Here is an 18,208-nt window from a genome sequence, read left to right as displayed (position 1 = left end):
CCCCCTTACGCAGACTTCGGATAGTTCGACGGGAACAGCGCGCGCTTCGTCTCGTCGTCGTTGACGGTCTTGAACGCATGCTTTTTATTCACGGCGCGCGCACGTTCGACGGCAGGCCGCGCGTCGATTTTGGCAAACCAGCGCTGCAACTCGGGATACGACGCGAGCGGACTATCGCTGTTCTTGAACACGCGCGATGCGCGATCGACCCAGCCCCACGCGGACATATCCGCGATCGTATAGCTGTCGCCGACGATGAACTCGCGGCCCTTCAGCCTGTCGTTGAGCACCTCGTAATGGCGCTCGGCCTCGCGCCGATAGCGGTTCACCGCGTAGTCGAGCCCTTCGGGCGCTGCGTACTGGAAGTGCACTGCCTGCCCGGAGAACGGCCCGAGACCGCTCGCGATGAACATCAGCCACGAAAGCAGTTGCGGGCGGTCTTCCGGCGCGCCGAGAAACTGGCCGGTCTTCTCCGCCAGATACAGCAGGATGGCGGTGGAATCGAACACGACCGCCGGTTGTCCGCCCGGCCCTTCCGTATCGACGATAGCCGGCACCTTGCCGTTCGGATTAATGGCGCGAAACGCGGGCGAATGCTGCTCACCCTTGCTGGTATCGACGGGCTTCAGATCGTAAGGCAGTCCCGATTCCTCGAGAAAGAGCGCGATCTTTGCGGGATTGGGCGTCGGGTGAAAGTAGAACTCGATCATGCGGGTCGTCTCCGTGTCGTGATTGCTGCCGGGTCATTTTAGATCGGTCGATCCAGAATGGGCAATGAGTGATGGCGGTACGTCCTTTGAGATGAACCGAGAGACAGCAAGTGTCCGGGGTGAAAAAGTATCGTGCTTCAGGCAACCGGATATGCGACTGATGCACTGTACATCGCGGGACTGGTTGCGCTTTGCCTCAGCGACTCGAGCCCGTTTGCAGTCGATGCAATCCCGAACCCTTTCTACAGGCGCAGTGTGTCGGCTTGCGCGCGCAGGTAGGTGCCGCTGCAGCCGGACATCGCGCAACTGGAGGCCGTTAGCAACTTCGATGTGCCACGCGATCCGTTCCCATTGGACCGACCCAACTCACTCCCGCGCCATCCCCACCGACGTCTCACCGCCATCGCGAGTGACGAGCCGCAATCCGCTCGCGATGCTCGCCGCCCCCGCGAATCCCGCGCCGAGTGACAGCGCCAGTCCCGGCCCGTGCTTGCCCGCGATTCCGAAGCACAACGCTACGAGCGCCGCGCCCAGCGCCTGACCAATCAGCCGGGCGGTCGCGACCACGCCGCTCGCGCCCCCGCTGCGTTCGCGCGGCGCACTTGCCATGAAAGCCTTCAGGTTCGGCGATTGAAAGAAGCCGAAACCCGCTCCGCAAATCGCCATGCGAATGCAGATGTCGAGCGCATGCGGATCGGCTGGCAGCGCCGCGAGCGACACCATCCCCGTGCACAGAATCGCCAGCCCGATCCCCCCGAGCAGACCGGGCGGATAACGATCCGACAAGCGGCCGGCGATCGGCGCCATCAACGCGACGAGCACCGACCACGGCGTCATCAGAAAGCCCGTTTCGACCTGCGTCCGGCCGAGCACGCCCTCGAAATAGAACGGCAGCGATACGAAGGCGAGACCTTGGGCGGCGAACGAGCAGACGGCGGTCATCGTCGATAGCGCGAACATGGGGCGTCGAAACAGATCGACGGGCAGCATCGGCGCGGGATGTCCGCGCTCACGACGCAGCATCAACGCGCCCGCGACGAGCGCCACGCCGAGCGACGCCAGCACGATTCGCGACGGCGCGCGCTGCGCCGCTTCGCCCAACGCGAAAATCAGCGCCGCGAACGTGACGACGTTGAGCGCCGCCGCGATGCGGTCGAAGCCATGCGCGCTACGCTTCGTCTGCGGAAGCGCCGACCAGGCGATCGCGAGTGCCAGCACACCGACCGGCAGGTTCACGGCAAAAAGCCAGGGCCACGTGCCGAGCGAGAGCACGATCGACGCGACTGTCGGCCCGACGGCGAACGCAATGCCGACGATCAGCGCGTTCAGCCCGACACCGCGTCCTAGCCGATGCAGCGGAAAGATCGCGCTGATGATCGCCGTGTTGACGCTCATGATCGCACTCGCGCCAAGCCCCTGCAGCAGACGCGCGGCGACGAGCGTCGGCAGCGACCAGGAGAACGCGCACACCGCGGACGCGATCGTGAATACGATCAATCCACCGAGATAAACGCGCCGATGTCCGACGATTCCGCCCAGCGCGGCGAACGGCAGCAGCGTGGCGACCATGGCGAGCTGATACGCGTTGATGATCCAGACCGACGCGGCGGGCGTCGCGTGAAGATCGGCGGCGATGGCCGGCAGCGCGGTATTGGCGATGGCGGTATCGAGCGTCGCCATCGCGACGGCGAGCAGAAGCGCGGCCATGCCGCGGCGCTCGAGCGAGGTCATGGGCGCGTCGGGGTCGCGGGGCGTCGGGGAAGCGGTATCGGCGGACACGTCGTGATTCCGTAAGTAAGCGGACAGAGAACAATCCGACACGATACGGGAACGCGACGCATCGCGCTCGTCGTGGCCTGTGGGGCTTACGGAAAGCTATCGGCGGCGGTTATGTTGTTGCGAAGCGAATGCGAAGGTGACGGTATGACGATCTGCATCCGATCACCCGCCGGACACTGCGGACGCGCACTTCAACGCTGCGCGCATCCGTGAAGAGCTCAGTAATGCGGAGATGAGTTCGTGATCGCGCCCGGAATATGCTTTGCTGTATGCGACTGAAACAAAGAAGAGGAGTCGAGAATGGGCGACGAACAAAGCTGGCGTAGAAGATCAGACATCGGGCATCGATGGAGTGGTCAAGAAAGACGACGGCCACGCGGATTCCGGGGTGACGTGCGTCTGGGCGGCGACACTAACTGCTAGTAACCATCGTGAACGGAACCTTGAAAACGCTGACGCGCCTCCTCCCTTTGGCGTGCTTGCTCACGGGGTGCGTCATCGGCCAGATGCCGCCGCCGGGAGCCGGAGTGCTTCCGCCGGGAAGGCATCTGACCGACGTCGAGTGCCGCGACCTGGCCGCACTGAAAACAAACACGAACCCCACGATGGCTCAACATCAAGTGGAGTTGGGCGCCCTAAGAAAGGCGGGATACGACCCATCGCCCTTCTGGGATGATCCCTACTACCCGGACGATCTACAGTACGCACAGCGCCTCGTCGACTACTGGTTCCGGACGGAGTGCCCGCCACCGCCACCTCCTCCTCAATGACGCAAATGCAGCGACCGACGCACTGCAACGGCCGGTGGTGATTCGCAAGGCCCGCGTCAATCCGGGCACGCAGAAGGGTTCGCGTTCTTCTGCGAAACCGGTGCGATCGCAATCTCGACATGAATAGCAGCGCCCTTTACAGGAGCGGACGTACATCGGAGCGCCAAGCCCTCTCGAAAGCTGGGTTGGTTTATGCCGTCAAGGATGCGGTCCACGGCCGTCTGTGCGCACCGAGCTATGCACTACGTTACAGGCGGTCACCGCACGACGTTCCTTAGAGCCGTTCCTGCATTTAAGCTGCACCACTACCTCTCTGGGCGTCCGTTCTACCGGCGGTCTCCTAATGAGTTGACAAAGACGCGCTTAAATCCACGGCTCGCTATCCCAAGCTTGAATGTTCGATCGTCGAGCCAGGCGATGAGTGGCTGGACAAGGCACCATCGTTCTAAGCCGCCCAATGCCACTCACTGAAACTCACTGAAACTCACTGCAACGGTGGCACGGTGCCGAGCTTCTCGGCGAGCATCCGTTCGTAGACACCGAAGTGCAGGTCCACTTCCTCCTGCGTGACCGCCTCCACGAAAATGTTGACCTGCTCCGGCAGAAGCCCCATCACGGTTGCGATCGCCGCTTCGAGCTGCGGCGCGCACACCCGGTCATCGGCCATTGTGGTGCCGATCGTGATGTCGTAAGCCTTCTCCTGCCGAAAGACGATCTCGACAATGCGCGCCCGCGCGCTCATATTGTGATCGACCGCCAGACGAGTGACCTCGGCTACCCGGTGCATGATTTCGCCAGGGAAGCCCTTCGTTGAGCGCAATTTGATGCGATGCTTTCCGAGAGTGATCCAATCCGTATCGAATTCCACGACGTATCTCCTACGACCTAGCTGGCCGGAGTGTATGGTCGGCAAATCGATTTTCAAGTGCAATTGAACCGTCGACTCATGCGAGATTCACCCCCTTGAAAATTTCAGAAAATTTTTTATATTAGGCGGTAGAAAGGCAGCCGCCATTAGCGCGCGCTGCGTGTTTCAACTTAATTTGTCCGCGGCATTGGGGCAGCTAAGCTGAAGCGCAAAAAGCAGCTTCCCCTCTTGCCGCCAGAGGAGAGCAAAGATGAATGAAGCTTTTCACTGGGGCTAATCTCTTCACCGAACTGGAGAGACTGCAAAGGCAGTTGTTGAGTGTATTCGATGGCCTTCCGAGCAGCCTGCGCTCAGGCCGCCTCGACGCGTTCCCGCAAATCAACATCGGCTCGACCGACGACACGATAGAGGTCGTCGCGTTTGCGCCCGGTCTCGACCCGGCCAAACTCGAAGTGTCTGTCGACAAGGGCTTGCTTGTCATCGCCGGCCAACGCGTGACACACGATGGCGCCTTGCCGGAAGGCACGCGTGAATACGCTCAGGAGCGCTTTAGCGGCACGTTCCGGCGTGCTATCGAGCTTCCGCAGCACGCCGATCCCGACAAGGTGCAGGCCCGGTATATCGACGGATGTCTGCTGATTTCAGTAGGCAAGCGCGAGGCGTCGAAGCCGCGTGCGATCACCGTCCAATGAAGACACGAACGAGGTGATGTCATGAGCGATACGACACAAGTTGCAGAGCGCGAACAAGCTGCGGTGGCTCGTCGAGAGTCGAACGATCAACGCCGGCGCGAGACGCGGACGCCGACTGTGGACATTATCGAAGACGCGCACTCGGTCACCCTTTGGGCTGACCTGCCGGGTGTATCGAAGGACCGGCTGGAAGTGAAGGTCCAGGACGGACGCCTGACGATCGATGCCGACTCTGTCGTGCCAGTGCCAGCCAACCTGCGGCTGATCCACGCGGAGGTCCGGGCGCCGCACTTCTCACGCACCTTCACGGTGAGCGAAGACTTCGATACATCAAAGATCGATGCCTCGCTCAAAGACGGGGTGCTTCGGTTGACGCTGCCTCGCCGGGAAGAGGCCAAACCGCGGCGCATTGAAGTCGCCGTGAAGTGAGAGACTGGACGTGGCGCAGCGGTCGCGCCACGTCCTTTGAAGCGTACGGTTTGCGTTTTTTGTTAGGGGGCAACGTACCGTGGGCAGCGTGAGCGCGGTCCGATGGAGATGAACCGAAGCGGGTGCTTCCGGACGAAACCCTGTGAAACACGATCTTTAGACATGTCGACCAGTTCCTCAACCGTCCGCGACCAAGTGCCTGGTCGCATGGGACAAGCGGCCCCAACGCCGATTCCGGCGACAGCACTGGCAATGAAGACGGAGTGCGCCAACCGTGCACGTGTACTAGAGCAACCACGGCTGACGACGAAACATGTGCGCGACAGCGACGTCGCGTCACGCCACGACCGGTACTAGCGAGAAGGCGCAGCGCGCAGCGAGAACGTCAACAGCTCAAACACCGCTACGGCATGAGCCGGACTACGCAGATAATCCGATGGGCGGCACGGGCAATTCATCACCCTCGAGGAAGGCCGTCGCCGACCGGATCGCGAACTGCATCGCGCAATCTTCGCTGGCAAAAAAGCCCCACTTTCCAAGCGAGGTCGAATGGCCATCCTCTTCCAGGATGGACGCCGTTGCCACGAAGGCTTTTCCGTTACGCATGACGTTCGGCTCGAATGCGGCTCCGCCGTGATAGATGATCATGGGTTTCTCTCTCAAGTTATGGTTCGCTCCGGCACTCGTCGATGCCGTTTGCTCCGCTGGCTTTGCACCGCAGACGGATTGCGACGCGGCATGGTCGTCTGTTTCTCAGCTACGTCTAAGGTCAGCAAATTCGAGGGTGATATTAACGGTTCAATTTTCGTCTAAGGGTAGTTTTAACTTTCCTTACAATTCCCCGGTGAGTTCTTAAGTCAGACGTTAACAGCCAGAACCCAATGACTGCTGTCGACGGAGGACCGACCAGCTCGTAGGCCGAAAAAAAGCCCCGACCGATGACCCGGTCGGGGCTAGCTTGCGATCTTGGAAAGATAACAACGAAGTCGGGCGTTCACCACCGCGGTAGAAAATCACCCAAAGCAATGAGTAAGACCGCATCGCACCTATAGCGCGTGTCGGAACGCCCAAATCAAAAAGCCGCAGACAACTGCGGCTTTTTATCCGATGCAACCTCGTCGATCAGAAAGTCGACCAGTCTCCGTCACTGGAAGCCACGACCGGTTGAGCGCGCTCGATGACCGGCTTCTTCGCAGGGCGCGTGACCGCGCGCACCGGCGCCGGGGTCGGCGAACGCTTAGCCGGAACTGCACTCGCCGCTACCGGCGACGCCGTGAACATCTGCCCCGTCCGAAACGCACCAACGGCTGCGGTCAGTTGCTTCGCCTGGTCGTCCATTGACCCCGCCGCTGCCGCCGCTTCTTCAACGAGCGCCGCGTTCTGCTGCGTGACCTCGTCCATCTGCGAGATGGCCTGATTCACCTGCTCGATGCCTCGCGTCTGCTCGTTCGACGCCGACGCAATCTCGCCCATGATGTCGGTGACTCGCTGGATCGCGGTGCCCACGCGCTTCATCGTTTCACCTGCCTGCGCGACGAGTTCAGATCCCTCGTGGACCCGGCTGCCGGACGTTTCGATCAGATCCTTGATCTCCTTAGCGGCGGTCGATGAACGCTGCGCGAGGCTGCGCACTTCGCTCGCGACGACCGCAAAGCCACGGCCCTGCTCGCCGGCGCGTGCGGCTTCCACCGCAGCGTTGAGCGCCAGGATGTTGGTCTGGAATGCGATGCCTTCGATCATCCCGATGATTTCAGCGATCTTGCCCGAGCTTTGCTCGATGCCGTCCATCGTCTGGATAACCTGACCGATGATCGCGCTTCCCTCGTTGGCGACCGCATTCGCGCTGTCAGCCAGTCCGCTCGCTTGCTGAGCGTTCTCGGAGTTCTGCTTGACCGTCGCTGTCAGTTCCTCCATGCTCGCCGCCGTTTCTTGCAGCGACGCCGCTTGCTGCTCCGTGCGGCTCGAGAGGTCGGTATTGCCCGCCGCAATCTGAACGGCGCCGGACGAAACGGATTCCGAGCTTGCACGAATCTTGGTCACCATCTCTTCCAGACCGAGACGCATGTGTTCCACTGCTGCGAGAAGGCTGCGGTCATCACCGTTCTTGAGCACCGTTGGTGAACTCAGATCGCCGCCTGCAATCGCCCGGACAACGCCCACTGCATACCCGGGTTCGCCGCCGAGGGCGCCCGTCACGCTGCGAATGGTTTTCCACGCCAATGCAGCAATAACCGCGAGTGCCAGTGCTATCAAGCCCGCGATTTCCAGCGTCGTGTGCATGAAAGTGGCGGTGATATCGTCGGTGAAGAATCCCGTACCGATCCACCAGCCCCAGGGCTTGAACTCGACGATGCCGTTCATCTTGCCTGTCATCACCCCGGTCGATGGGTGTGTCGTCACCACCATCAGCACCGGAATGTGCTCCTTGGCGAGCATCTCGCGATAAAGCTCTGTGTCTGGCCGTCCGTCCGGCGCTTTACCCAGCAGGACTTTGCCGATGTTCTCCTGCTTCCGATGCACGAGCGACGTCCCGTCCGGAAGACGCGCCCAGAAATAGCTCTGATCGGAATAATTCATTCTGTTCAACGCGGTCTTCGTCGCCGCCTGCGCTTGCTCCGTCGTCATCGCGCCGGCAACTTCCTGCTCGTGGTAATACTGGGCGAGGTGCTCGGCCATCTTCAACAGGTTGACGATCTGCGCCTGCTTGTCATCGAGCATCGCGCGTCGCACGCTATAGACGCTGTATCCACCGACTGCGAGCAGCGCGATAAGCGCTGTAACGGCTAGCAGCATTAGCCGAGTAGAGACTTTCATTCCAGGTTCCGAGTGCAAGGTTGCGGTCGCCGCAATGCGCGGCTTTACCCCGGCTAACGGCAGTAACTTCGACCACTTGAATGGAGGAAGTCCCTAATAGGCGCATGGAGCCGCGCGAACGACGTTGCGAACGTTCAGGGCGACGCCATCGTCGGGCGTCCGGGTGCTCGGGTGCAAACCGTGCACGGCTTCAACTTCGCGCCGGATATGGATGGTCTGGTGCTGACGGCCGCGCAACGTTCCCTCGAAGCGCTCGCCGCGATGGTCGCGCCTCGCTCGTCCCTTTGTTGCAGCGCGCCGGCGTGACGCGTGTGAACGTTCAAACGCACGAAAGCGCGCTGATGCCGCTCGTCGAACTGCTGGAAAAGGAGTACCGCGCGACGGATCGCGGGCACATGGTCGCCGGTCTGCCGCTGCTGATCGCACTTTCTGTGCACGTCGAACGCTTGTGCGAAGGAACGCCGACCGCACGCACGACGGCCACCGCGAGCGTCTCTGCAGCGGAGCGCCGAACTGGCGCTCTGCCACGACGATTCCCGTGCATAAATCCTATTCCCTACAGCCCCTGAATCCGTCGCAAACGCGCTCCTATACTGGCACCTCGAACTCAACAAGGAGACGCTTCGATGCTGATGGACGCCAAGGATTCGATTTACAGCCCGACACAGGATGGCCTCATCTTTCCACAGGAACCGACGTTTTCCAGCTCCGCCGAGGAGCGCCGGTATCGCAAGGAACATCTTGCCGCCGCGTGCCGGATCTTCGCCCGCCACGGTTTCAGCTTTGGCTTCGGCGGCCATCTGACGGTGCGCGATCCGGAGCATCCGGATCTCTTCTGGACCAACCCGATGTGCGTGCCGTGGTCGCGCACGAAGACGTCGCAACTGGTGCTGGTCGATCATTCGGGAACCGTGATCGAAGGCAAGTATGCGGTGAATCGCGCCGGCTACGTGCTGCATTCCGCGATTCATGCGGAGAATCCGGACATCATCGGCTCGTGCCATGCGCATACGGTGAACGGCGACGCATGGGCCGCGATGGGCAAGCCGCTCGATTACGTCACGCAGGACGCGTGCATGTTCTACGGCAGTCATACCGTGGTACGCGATGGAGCGGGCAAGGTGCCGGTGGCGGACGAATCGGGCAATCCTATCGCACGCGCCTTCCAGGATCACAAGGCGATCATCCATCAGAATCACGGGCTGCTGACCGCCAGCCGCCACAGCATCGACGATGCCGTGTGGACCTTCATTGCGCTCGATCACTGCTGCAAGATGCAGTTGCTGATGGACGCGACCGAATCGCGCCCGATACCGATCGATCACAAGTTCGCCGAATATTCGCACCAGCACCTCGGCAATTCGTTCATCAGCTGGCTGCATTTCCAGACCATGCTGTACGAGATCGCAGAAGAGGAACCCGATTATCTCGATTGACGCATCGAGATCTGCCAGCACGTCGCGGCATGCGCGAAGTGATTGAGCATGCCGCACCAGGCGCACAAAAACATCTATACCGGAGACACGCATGGAAGCGCTATATGGCGAAGAAGCCGTCAGGCAGGCGGATACGAGCCGCACTTATTACCGCGCCTATTGGCGGCTCTTGCCGCTCTTGTTGATATGTTATCTGGTCGCGTATCTCGATCGAGTGAACGTGGGTTTCGCGAAACTCCAGATGCTCGACGCACTTCATTTCGACGACGCCATCTACGGCCTCGGATCGGGCATCTTCTTCGCGGGATATTTTTTCTTCGAGGTGCCAAGTAATCTCGTGATGCGCAAAGTCGGCGCACGCAAGTGGATCGCGCGCATCATGCTGACCTGGGGCGTGATCTCGGCGGCGATGATCTTCGTGAAGACGCCGACGATGTTCTACGTCGCGCGCTTCCTGCTCGGCGCCGCCGAGGCAGGCTTCGCGCCCGCAATCATGTATCTGCTCACGCTCTGGTTTCCCGCGCGATATCGCGGCCGCGCGATGTCCATCTACGTGATGGGCGCGCCGCTCGCGTTCGTCGTCGGCGGGCCGATTTCCGGCTATATCCTCCATGCGTTCGCGGGCAACGAGTATCTGGCGGCTTGGCAATGGCTGTTTCTCATCGAGGCGATTCCGGCTGTCGTGCTCGCGTTCGTCGTGCTCGCCTTTCTCGACGACAACCCCGCTCACTCGCGCTGGATCACCGAAGAAGAGCGCAACCACGTGCTCAACGAAATACGCGCTGAGAACGCGGGCAAGGTGGATCATTCGAGCGTGCGCGCATTTCTCGCCAACCGCAAACTCTGGGGGTTCTGCGCGATCTTCTTCTGCCTCATCATGGGCCTTTACGCGCTCGGCTTCTGGATGCCCTCGCTGATCAAGCGCAGTGGCGTAACGGACCCGTTCGCCATCGGCCTGTACTCGGCGGTGCCGAATATCTTCGCGGCCATCGCCTTGTATATGTCGAACCGCAGCGCCGACCGCACCGGCGGACGCCGCGTGCACTTCGCCCTGTTCATGTTGATCGGCGCAGTGGGACTGGCAACGAGCATGTGGCTTTCGGCGGGACCCATCGTGACGACAGTGTGTCTCTCGGTGGCGGCCGCAGGCGTGTACTCATGCGTTGCACTCTTCTGGGCGTTGCCGACGAGTCTGTTCGTTGGCGCATCGGTGGCCGCAGCGCTGGCGTTCATCAATTCAGTCGGCAATATCGCTGGATTCGTGTCGCCGTACCTCGTCGGCATGCTCAACGTCACGGTCGGCAACGCGAATATCGGCATGTACGTGATTTCAGCGTTTCTCGTGCTCGGCGCAGCCATGACCATGCGCCTGCCCAAAACGCTGGATGACAGGTGACGCCATCGCTCAAGCGGCCCACGGCGGCCGCTTGAGCCCTTCCCCCACATAGTCGATGAACGCGCGCACGCGCGGATGAAGCGACGAATCTCGCGGATACAGCGCATAAATCGCAGTTTCGTCGCTTGGCTGGAAGTCGGTCAAAAGCGGCACGAGCATGTTGCTGCGAATCGAAGGCAGCACCATATGCTCCGCCATGCGCGTAATGCCGACGCCCGCGAGACACATATACACCGAACTCACGCCGCTGCTCGTCTGGAAGTTGCCGTTGATGAGCATGGACGTGCGTTCGCCGTCGACCACGAACGGCCAATGGTTGAGATGGTCCATTGGCGGCTCCCACATCAGGCAGTTGTGATTGGCGAGATCGGCCGGCACCGAGGGAACACCGTGACGCGCGAGATAAGAAGGCGACGCGGTCACCACGCGCTGCAGATGACACAGCTTGCGGCTGACCAGATTCGAGTCCTGCAGGCTGCCCATGCGAATCGCAACATCGAATCCTTCGCCGATCACATCCGCGAGCGTATCGGATAGCGACAGCCGAACGCGCAAGCCGGGATAGCGTTCGAGAAAGCCGGGAATGAGCGGCACGATCTGATCCATGCCGAATGAAGTCGCCACAGTCACGCGGATGGCGCCGGTCATGTGTTGACTCGCACGCGAGAGTTGCGCCTCCGCGACCTCGATGTCATCGAGAATGCGCTTGCACAGCGCGAGGTACTGGTGACCTTCCTGCGTGACCTGTAGACGGCGCGTCGAGCGCCTGAGCAGCGCCACACCGAGGCGTTTCTCGAGATTCGAGACGGCGCGGCTGACATAAGGTTGCTGAAGATCGAGCATGAGCGCCGCGGCGGTGAAGCCGCCGGTTTCCGCGACGGCCCGGAATATCTTCATTTCGACGAGGCGTTCGTCCTTCATATCCGCGATACGAGCGTAAGCGAGATCAAAGGCAGCATCATAGCCAGCGCCGGTGGCTTGTCATACCGGGAATTGCACGAGGACCGCGCGACGCAATCCGATGCTTTGCGATGTACGTCGCGCTTTACCGAAGGTCACGCCCTCCATTGCGAAGGGCGTCATGCGTCTAGATCAGCTTCACCAACTGCTTTCCGAAATTCTTTCCGCGCAGCATGCCCAGGAAAGCCTCCGGCGCGGCTTCGAGACCTTCAGCGATGCTTTCACGGAACAGCAGCTTCCCCGACGCGACGCGCTCGCCAAGTTCTTTAAGGGCTTGCGGCCACACGTCCATATGCTCGGTCACGATGAAGCCCTGCAGTTTCAGCCTTTGGCGGAGAAATATCGTCGGCGTCTTGATCGGCACGGGCTGGCCGTCGTATCCCGAGATCATGCCGCACAAGGCGATGCGCCCATGCGCGTTCATCTGTTCGAGCACGGCGTCGAGCACATCGCCGCCGACGTTTTCGAAGTACCCGTCGATGCCTTCCGGCGCCGCGGCTTTCAGATCGTCGCGCAGCTTGCCTGCCTTATAGTCGACGCACGCGTCAAAACCCAGCGTCTCGACGACATAGCGGCATTTCTCCGCCCCGCCGGCAATGCCGATCGCGCGGCAGCCCGCCGCCTTGGCCAGTTGGCCAACGACACTGCCCACCGCGCCGCTTGCCGCGCTAACCGCGATGGTTTCGCCCGCCTTCGCCTCGATGATCCGGTTGAGCCCGAACCATGCCGTCACGCCCGGCATGCCGACTGCGCCGAGATAAGCCGAGAGCGGCACGCGCGCGGCATCCACGACACGAAGGTCCGTGCCGTCCGACGTGCTGTATTCCTGCCAGCCGCCCACCCCGACCACCTTGTCGCCGACTTTGAATGAGGGATTGCGTGACTCTGTTACTTCACCGACCGTCCCGCCGATCATCACCTCGTTGAGCGGCTGCGGATCAGCGTAAGACTTGGCGTCGCTCATGCGGCCGCGCATGTACGGATCGAGCGACAGATAGTGGTTGCGCACGCGCACTTCCCCATCGTTCAACGGCGCGAGCGGCGTTTCGACCAGCTTGAAATTCGCAGTCGTTGCTTCGCCTTCCGGCCGTGACGCCAGCAGGATGCGGCGATTGTTGTGTACATCGGCCATCTTGTCTCTCCGGTCTGAGGTGCGGGTTCTCATCGTAGCGCAGCGGCACACAACGCGGCAGTCACGATTCGTTTGACGATAGACGAAAGCCAATGTCCCGCAAAGTTCATGCGGCGCGGCTATCGTCAAGTTGTGCAAGCGCACATGGCCGAAGCAAGGCCAAACGCCCGGCGCGGCGCATAATCGGCATGCACTCGAAACAAGCAGGCTCCAATCAAGCGCCAGGCCTCGGGAGGACACCATGCTCGTCAGAAACGAAGCGCGAGTCGAACGCCTCATCAACGATCTTCTGGAGTTCGCACGCGGGCGAATGCCGGAGCCGGTCTTTCAGGTCATCGAGCCGCTGCTGCGCTATTACTACGAACAGGTCGACGTCGAGGATATCGCGAGCCGCGATGTCGCCGATCTCTACGGCGCGGCCATGGCGCACTGGCAGACGGCGCAGAAGTTCGTGCGCGGGCGCGAGGTGCTGCGCGTCTATAACCCGAATCTGGAGCAGCACGGCTGGCATTCGGATCACACGGTGGTGGAAATCGTCAACGACGACATGCCGTTTCTCGTCGATTCCGTGACGATGGAGCTGAACCGCCTCGGTCTCGCGCTGCATTCGGCCATTCATCCGGTGTTCCGCGTGTGGCGTTCGAGCACGGGTCCGCATGCGGGCGAGATCGAGCGCATCGGCCCCGGCCACGCCGAAGCGGGCGATGGCAATTCCGAACTCGAATCGTTCATCCATTTCGAAGTGGATCGTTGCAGCGACGCCGAACGCCTCGACGAAGTGCGCGACAACATCGCACGCGTGCTCGGCGATGTGCGCGCGGCGGTCGAGGACTGGCCCAAGGTGATCGACGCCGCACGCGCCGCGATCGGCGAACTCAGGACGCGCGACAGCACACCCGACGGCATCGAATCGCGTGCGTTCCTCGAATGGATGGTCGCGGACCATTTCACCTTCCTCGGCAGCCGCGATTACGACCTCGTCGAGCACGATGGCGGCTTCGCGCTGCGCGGCGTGCCCGGCTCCGGAATGGGCATCCTGCGCGAGAACTTGCGCCCGACGCCTCCCGGCGATCTGACGCCGCTGCCTGCGGGCGCGGCCTCGATCATCGAAAGCGCGGCGCCGATCTTTCTGACCAAGGCCAACTCACGTGCGACGGTGCATCGTCCCGGCTATCTCGACTATGTCGGCGTGAAGCGCACGTCGGCGGATGGCAAGGTGACAGGCGAGCGGCGTTTTCTCGGGCTATACACCTCGACCGCGTATCTCGTGCCGACCTCGGAGATTCCGATCGTGCGGCGCAAGTGCGCGAACATCGTGCGGCGCGCGGGCTTCCTCGAAAGAGGACATCTGGCGAAATCGCTCATCACGGTGCTGGAGCAGTATCCGCGCGACGAGCTGTTTCAGGCCGACGAAGACGTGCTGTTCGAAATCGCGCTCGGCGTGCTGCGTCTGCAGGAACATCAACGCACGCGTCTCTTCGTGCGACGCGACCGCTTCGACCGCTTCGTGTCCTGTCTCGTGTTCGTGCCGCGCGACAAGTTCAACACCGATCTGCGCCGGCGCATCAGCAAGGTGCTGATGGAGGCGTTTAACGGCAAGAGCATCGAGTTCACGCCGCTGCTTTCCGAGTCGCCGCTGGCGCGCATTCATATCGTCGTGCGCGCGGATCGCGGCGCGATGCCCGAAGTCGATACGCGCGAACTCGAAACGCGCATCGTGCAGGTGGCGCGCCGCTGGCAGGACGATCTCGCCGATGCGCTGATCGACAGTCACGGCGAAGAAGCAGGCAACCGGCTGCTGCAACGCTATGCGGATTCGTTCCCGGCCGGTTATCGCGAGGATTATCCGGCGCGCACGGCGGTGCGCGACATCGAACTGATCGAGGCCGCGCATACGCAGCCCGGTGGCTTGTCGATGAGTCTCTACCGGCCGATCGAAGCCGGGCGGCGCGCGTTCCGCTTCAAGGTGTATCGCGCGGGCGATCCGATTGCGCTGTCGCACAGCTTGCCGATGCTTGAACATCTCGGCGTGCGCGTCGATGAGGAGCGTCCGTATCTGATCGAGCCGACCGGCGCGCCGAACGCGTGGATTCATGACTTCGGCCTCGAGTTGCAGGATGATGTCGGCTTCGATATCGACCGCGTGAAGCCGCTGTTCGAAAACGCCTTCGCCAGCGTGTGGTCGGGCGAGATAGAAAACGACGACTTCAACCGGCTCGTGCTGCGCGCGGAATTCGGCTCGCGCGACGTGACCATCCTGCGCGCCTACGCGAAGTATCTGCGACAGGTCGGTTCGACATTCAGCGATGCGTATATCGAACGCGCGCCGATCGGCAATCCGCTGATCGCGAAAAAGTTGCTGCAATTGTTCATGGTGCGTTTCGATCCTGCGCGCGGCGGCGCTGCCGAGGATCGCGAGAAGGCCGCCGAGCGCGTGCTCGCGGATATCGAAGCGGCGCTGGACCAGGTGCCGAATCTCGACGAGGACCGCATCCTGCGCCAGTTCCTCGGCGTCATCACGGCGACCGTGCGCACGAATCATTTTCGTCGCGATGCGAGCGGCCAGCCGCGTCCTTATGTGTCGTTCAAGCTCGATCCGTCGAAAGTGCCGGGCCTGCCCGAACCCAGGCCGATGTTCGAAATCTGGGTCTATGCGCCTCGCGTGGAAGGCGTGCACTTGCGCGGCGGGCGCGTGGCGCGCGGCGGGCTGCGCTGGTCGGACCGGCGCGAGGATTTCCGCACGGAAGTGCTGGGGCTCATGAAGGCGCAGATGGTGAAGAACACGGTGATCGTGCCGGTGGGATCGAAAGGCGGCTTCGTCGTGAAGAATCCGCCGCCCGTCACGGACCGCGAAGCGTTCCTTGCCGAAGGCGTCGCGTGCTATCAGATGTTCCTGCGCGGCCTGCTCGACGTGACCGACAACCGCACGCCCGATGGCATCGTGCCGCCGCCCGACGTGGTGCGCCACGATCCCGACGATCCGTATCTCGTGGTCGCCGCGGACAAAGGCACGGCCACGTTCTCCGATTACGCGAACGCGATCGCGCGCGAATACGGCTTCTGGCTCGACGATGCCTTCGCGTCCGGCGGTTCGGTGGGCTACGACCACAAGAAGATGGGCATCACTGCGCGCGGCGCGTGGGAGTCGGTGAAGCGCCATTTCCGCGAGATGAACTTCGATACGCAGACCACCGACTTCACCGTGGTCGGCATCGGCGACATGTCCGGAGACGTGTTCGGCAACGGCATGCTGCTGTCGCGCCATATCCGGCTGATCGCGGCGTTCGATCATCGGCATGTATTCCTCGATCCAGCGCCCGATGCCGCAACGAGTTACGAGGAACGCGCACGCCTCTTCGCGTTGCCGCGCTCCAGCTGGGCCGATTACGACGCCTCGCTGATTTCGACTGGCGGCGGCGTGTATCCGCGCACCGCGAAGTCGATTCCGGTGTCGCCGCAAGTACAGGCGGCGCTGGGCATCAACGCATCCGTGCTCGCGCCAAACGAGCTGATTCGCGCGATCCTGCTCGCGCAGGCGGACCTGCTCTATAACGGCGGCGTCGGCACCTATGTGAAGTCAAGCGCGGAGACGCATCAGCAAGTCGGCGACCGCACCAACGACGGCGTGCGCGTCAACGGCGCGGAGCTGCGCGTGAAGGTCGTCGCGGAAGGCGGCAATCTCGGCCTGACGCAATTGGGACGCATCGAGTTCGCGCAGCACGGCGGGCGGATCAACACGGATGCAATCGACAATTCTGCGGGCGTCGACTGTTCGGATCACGAGGTCAACATCAAAATTCTGCTCGGCCTCGTGGTCGCGGACGGCGAGATGACCGAGAAGCAACGCAACGCACTGCTTGCCGAGATGACCGATGAAGTCGGCCTGCTGGTGCTGAAGGACAACTACGCGCAGACCCAGGCGCTTTCCATTGCGAAGCGCTATGTCGCCGAAACGCTCGATGCCGAAGCGCGCATGATGCGCTATCTGGAACGCGCGGGGCGGCTCAAGCGGCGCATCGAGTTTCTGCCGAACGACGATGACATCGCCGAGCGCGCGGCGGCGAAGTCCGGGCTGACATCGCCTGAACGCGCGGTGCTGCTCGCTTACGGAAAGATGTGGCTCTACGACGAGTTGCTGGAATCCGACGTGCCGGAAGATGCGCTCGTCGCCGGCATGCTGCCCGAATATTTCCCGACGCCCTTGCAGCAACGCTATAGCGAAGCGATGCAGCGCCATCCGCTCAAGCGCGAGATTCTCGCGACGCATCTGACCAATGCGCTGGTGAATCGCGTGGGCTGCACCTTCGTGCATCGGCTGATGGAGGAAACCGATGCGCGCCCCAGCGATATCGTGCGCGCCGCGCTGATGTCGCGCGATGTCTTCGATCTCGACGACCTGTGGCGCCGCATCGACGCGCTGGACTATATCGTCGCGGATGAAGTGCAGGCGCGCATGTTCGTCGATGTCGTGCGCCTGCTCGATGAAACGTCGCTGTGGTTCCTGCGGCAACTCGGGCTCAGCGGCGCGAGCGCGCATGAGGTGAAGGGCTTGCTCGCGCGTTGCCGCGAGGCGGCGCAGCGGCTTGCGCCGCAATTGCCGGCGCTCTTGCCCGCGGCGCAGCTCGACGCATGGTATGGACGCCGGCGCGAACTGGAGGATGCGGGCGTCGAAAGCAGCATTGCGGCGCGCGTGGCAAGCGGCGAGATCGCCACGGCGGTGCTGGACAGCGCGGAAGTCGCGGCATGCTCCGAGCGCAGTCTGGAACTGGTCGCGAGCGTGTACTTCGGCATCGGCACGCTGCTGGACTATCGCGGCATCGCCGAGCGCGCGATGGCGCTGCCGATTTCGACGCACTGGGATTTGCTGGCGCGTGCGGCGGCGCTCGAAGAACTGGCGCGTCTCAAGCGCGCGTTGACGGTGAGCGCGCTCGAAGCATCACGCGGCATCGACGAGGCCGACGTGATCGTCGAGAGCTGGCGCGCCCGTCGGCAAGATGCGCTCGATCGCTATACGCGTCTGCTCGCGGAACTGCGCGCCAGCGGCGGCGCGAGTCTTTCGATGCTGCTGGTCGTGGTGCGCGAGATGGCGGTGTTGGAGCGGGCTTAGTTTGTTTGGCGGCGGGGGGTGGCGCTGTTGCGGTTGCTTGCTTGTTGCGGACTTGTCGGGGTTGTGTCGCTTCGACGAAGGCGGCGAGTGCCCGTCGCTCCCCGGCTTCTGAAAC

At 62.2% G+C, this 18,208-nt stretch carries 13 protein-coding genes; 6 read left to right on the top strand and 7 right to left on the bottom strand.

The window, feature by feature from the left end; genetic code table 11:
- Positions 1-5: 5 nt before the first annotated feature.
- Positions 6-710 (bottom strand): glutathione S-transferase family protein, encoded by a 705-nt coding sequence (locus BG57_RS04190; protein WP_035960348.1) that lies wholly within the window; start codon positions 708-710, stop codon positions 6-8.
- A gap of 366 nt (positions 711-1,076) precedes the next feature.
- Positions 1,077-2,441 (bottom strand): MFS transporter, encoded by a 1,365-nt coding sequence (locus BG57_RS04185; RefSeq protein WP_035960347.1) that lies wholly within the window; start codon positions 2,439-2,441, stop codon positions 1,077-1,079.
- A 554-nt stretch (positions 2,442-2,995) separates the two neighbouring features.
- On the opposite strand from BG57_RS04185, the gene BG57_RS31420 reads away from it, so the two are divergent.
- A complete protein-coding gene (locus BG57_RS31420; RefSeq protein WP_152562520.1) occupies positions 2,996-3,259 on the top strand; it encodes a DUF4148 domain-containing protein in 264 nt (87 codons plus the stop codon).
- 484 nt (positions 3,260-3,743) lie between these two features.
- On the opposite strand, the gene BG57_RS04180 is transcribed toward BG57_RS31420, so the two are convergent.
- Positions 3,744-4,127: a hypothetical protein gene (locus BG57_RS04180; RefSeq protein ID WP_035960346.1), complete on the bottom strand. Its 384-nt coding sequence runs from the start codon at positions 4,125-4,127 to the stop codon at positions 3,744-3,746.
- 254 nt (positions 4,128-4,381) lie between these two features.
- On the opposite strand from BG57_RS04180, the gene BG57_RS04175 reads away from it, so the two are divergent.
- Positions 4,382-4,819, top strand: coding sequence for an Hsp20/alpha crystallin family protein (locus BG57_RS04175; protein ID WP_035960345.1), 438 nt, complete (start codon positions 4,382-4,384; stop codon positions 4,817-4,819).
- A gap of 21 nt (positions 4,820-4,840) precedes the next feature.
- Positions 4,841-5,248 (top strand): Hsp20/alpha crystallin family protein, encoded by a 408-nt coding sequence (locus tag BG57_RS04170; protein WP_035960343.1) that lies wholly within the window; start codon positions 4,841-4,843, stop codon positions 5,246-5,248.
- Positions 5,249-5,668: 420 nt separating this feature from the next.
- Here BG57_RS04170 and BG57_RS04165 read toward each other — a convergent pair whose 3' ends face one another.
- On the bottom strand, positions 5,669-5,896 hold the full coding sequence (locus BG57_RS04165) for a hypothetical protein (protein ID WP_035960342.1): 228 nt from the start codon (positions 5,894-5,896) through the stop codon (positions 5,669-5,671).
- Between the two features lie 474 nt (positions 5,897-6,370).
- Positions 6,371-8,062: a methyl-accepting chemotaxis protein gene (locus BG57_RS04160; RefSeq protein ID WP_035960341.1), complete on the bottom strand. Its 1,692-nt coding sequence runs from the start codon at positions 8,060-8,062 to the stop codon at positions 6,371-6,373.
- 626 nt (positions 8,063-8,688) lie between these two features.
- Here BG57_RS04160 and BG57_RS04150 point away from each other — a divergent pair.
- On the top strand, positions 8,689-9,498 hold the full coding sequence (locus tag BG57_RS04150) for a class II aldolase/adducin family protein (protein WP_035960340.1): 810 nt from the start codon (positions 8,689-8,691) through the stop codon (positions 9,496-9,498).
- 91 nt (positions 9,499-9,589) lie between these two features.
- The gene (locus tag BG57_RS04145) at positions 9,590-10,894 is read left to right on the top strand and encodes an MFS transporter (RefSeq protein WP_035960339.1); all 1,305 of its coding nucleotides are present in this window, start codon (positions 9,590-9,592) and stop codon (positions 10,892-10,894) included.
- Positions 10,895-10,903: 9 nt separating this feature from the next.
- Here BG57_RS04145 and BG57_RS04140 read toward each other — a convergent pair whose 3' ends face one another.
- A complete protein-coding gene (locus BG57_RS04140; protein ID WP_035960338.1) occupies positions 10,904-11,815 on the bottom strand; it encodes a LysR family transcriptional regulator in 912 nt (303 codons plus the stop codon).
- Positions 11,816-11,981: 166 nt separating this feature from the next.
- Positions 11,982-12,986, bottom strand: a complete 1,005-nt coding sequence (locus tag BG57_RS04135; protein ID WP_035960336.1) for an NADP-dependent oxidoreductase — start codon at positions 12,984-12,986, stop codon at positions 11,982-11,984.
- Positions 12,987-13,227: 241 nt separating this feature from the next.
- Here BG57_RS04135 and BG57_RS04130 point away from each other — a divergent pair, with 241 nt between their 5' ends.
- Positions 13,228-18,093: an NAD-glutamate dehydrogenase gene (locus BG57_RS04130; protein ID WP_035960335.1), complete on the top strand. Its 4,866-nt coding sequence runs from the start codon at positions 13,228-13,230 to the stop codon at positions 18,091-18,093.
- Positions 18,094-18,208: the final 115 nt, after the last annotated feature.

It is taken from the genome of Caballeronia grimmiae (assembly GCF_000698555.1).
In the GTDB taxonomy this organism is placed as follows: Bacteria; Pseudomonadota; Gammaproteobacteria; order Burkholderiales; family Burkholderiaceae; genus Caballeronia; species Caballeronia grimmiae.
This window is presented reverse-complemented; position numbering and strand designations above follow the sequence as displayed.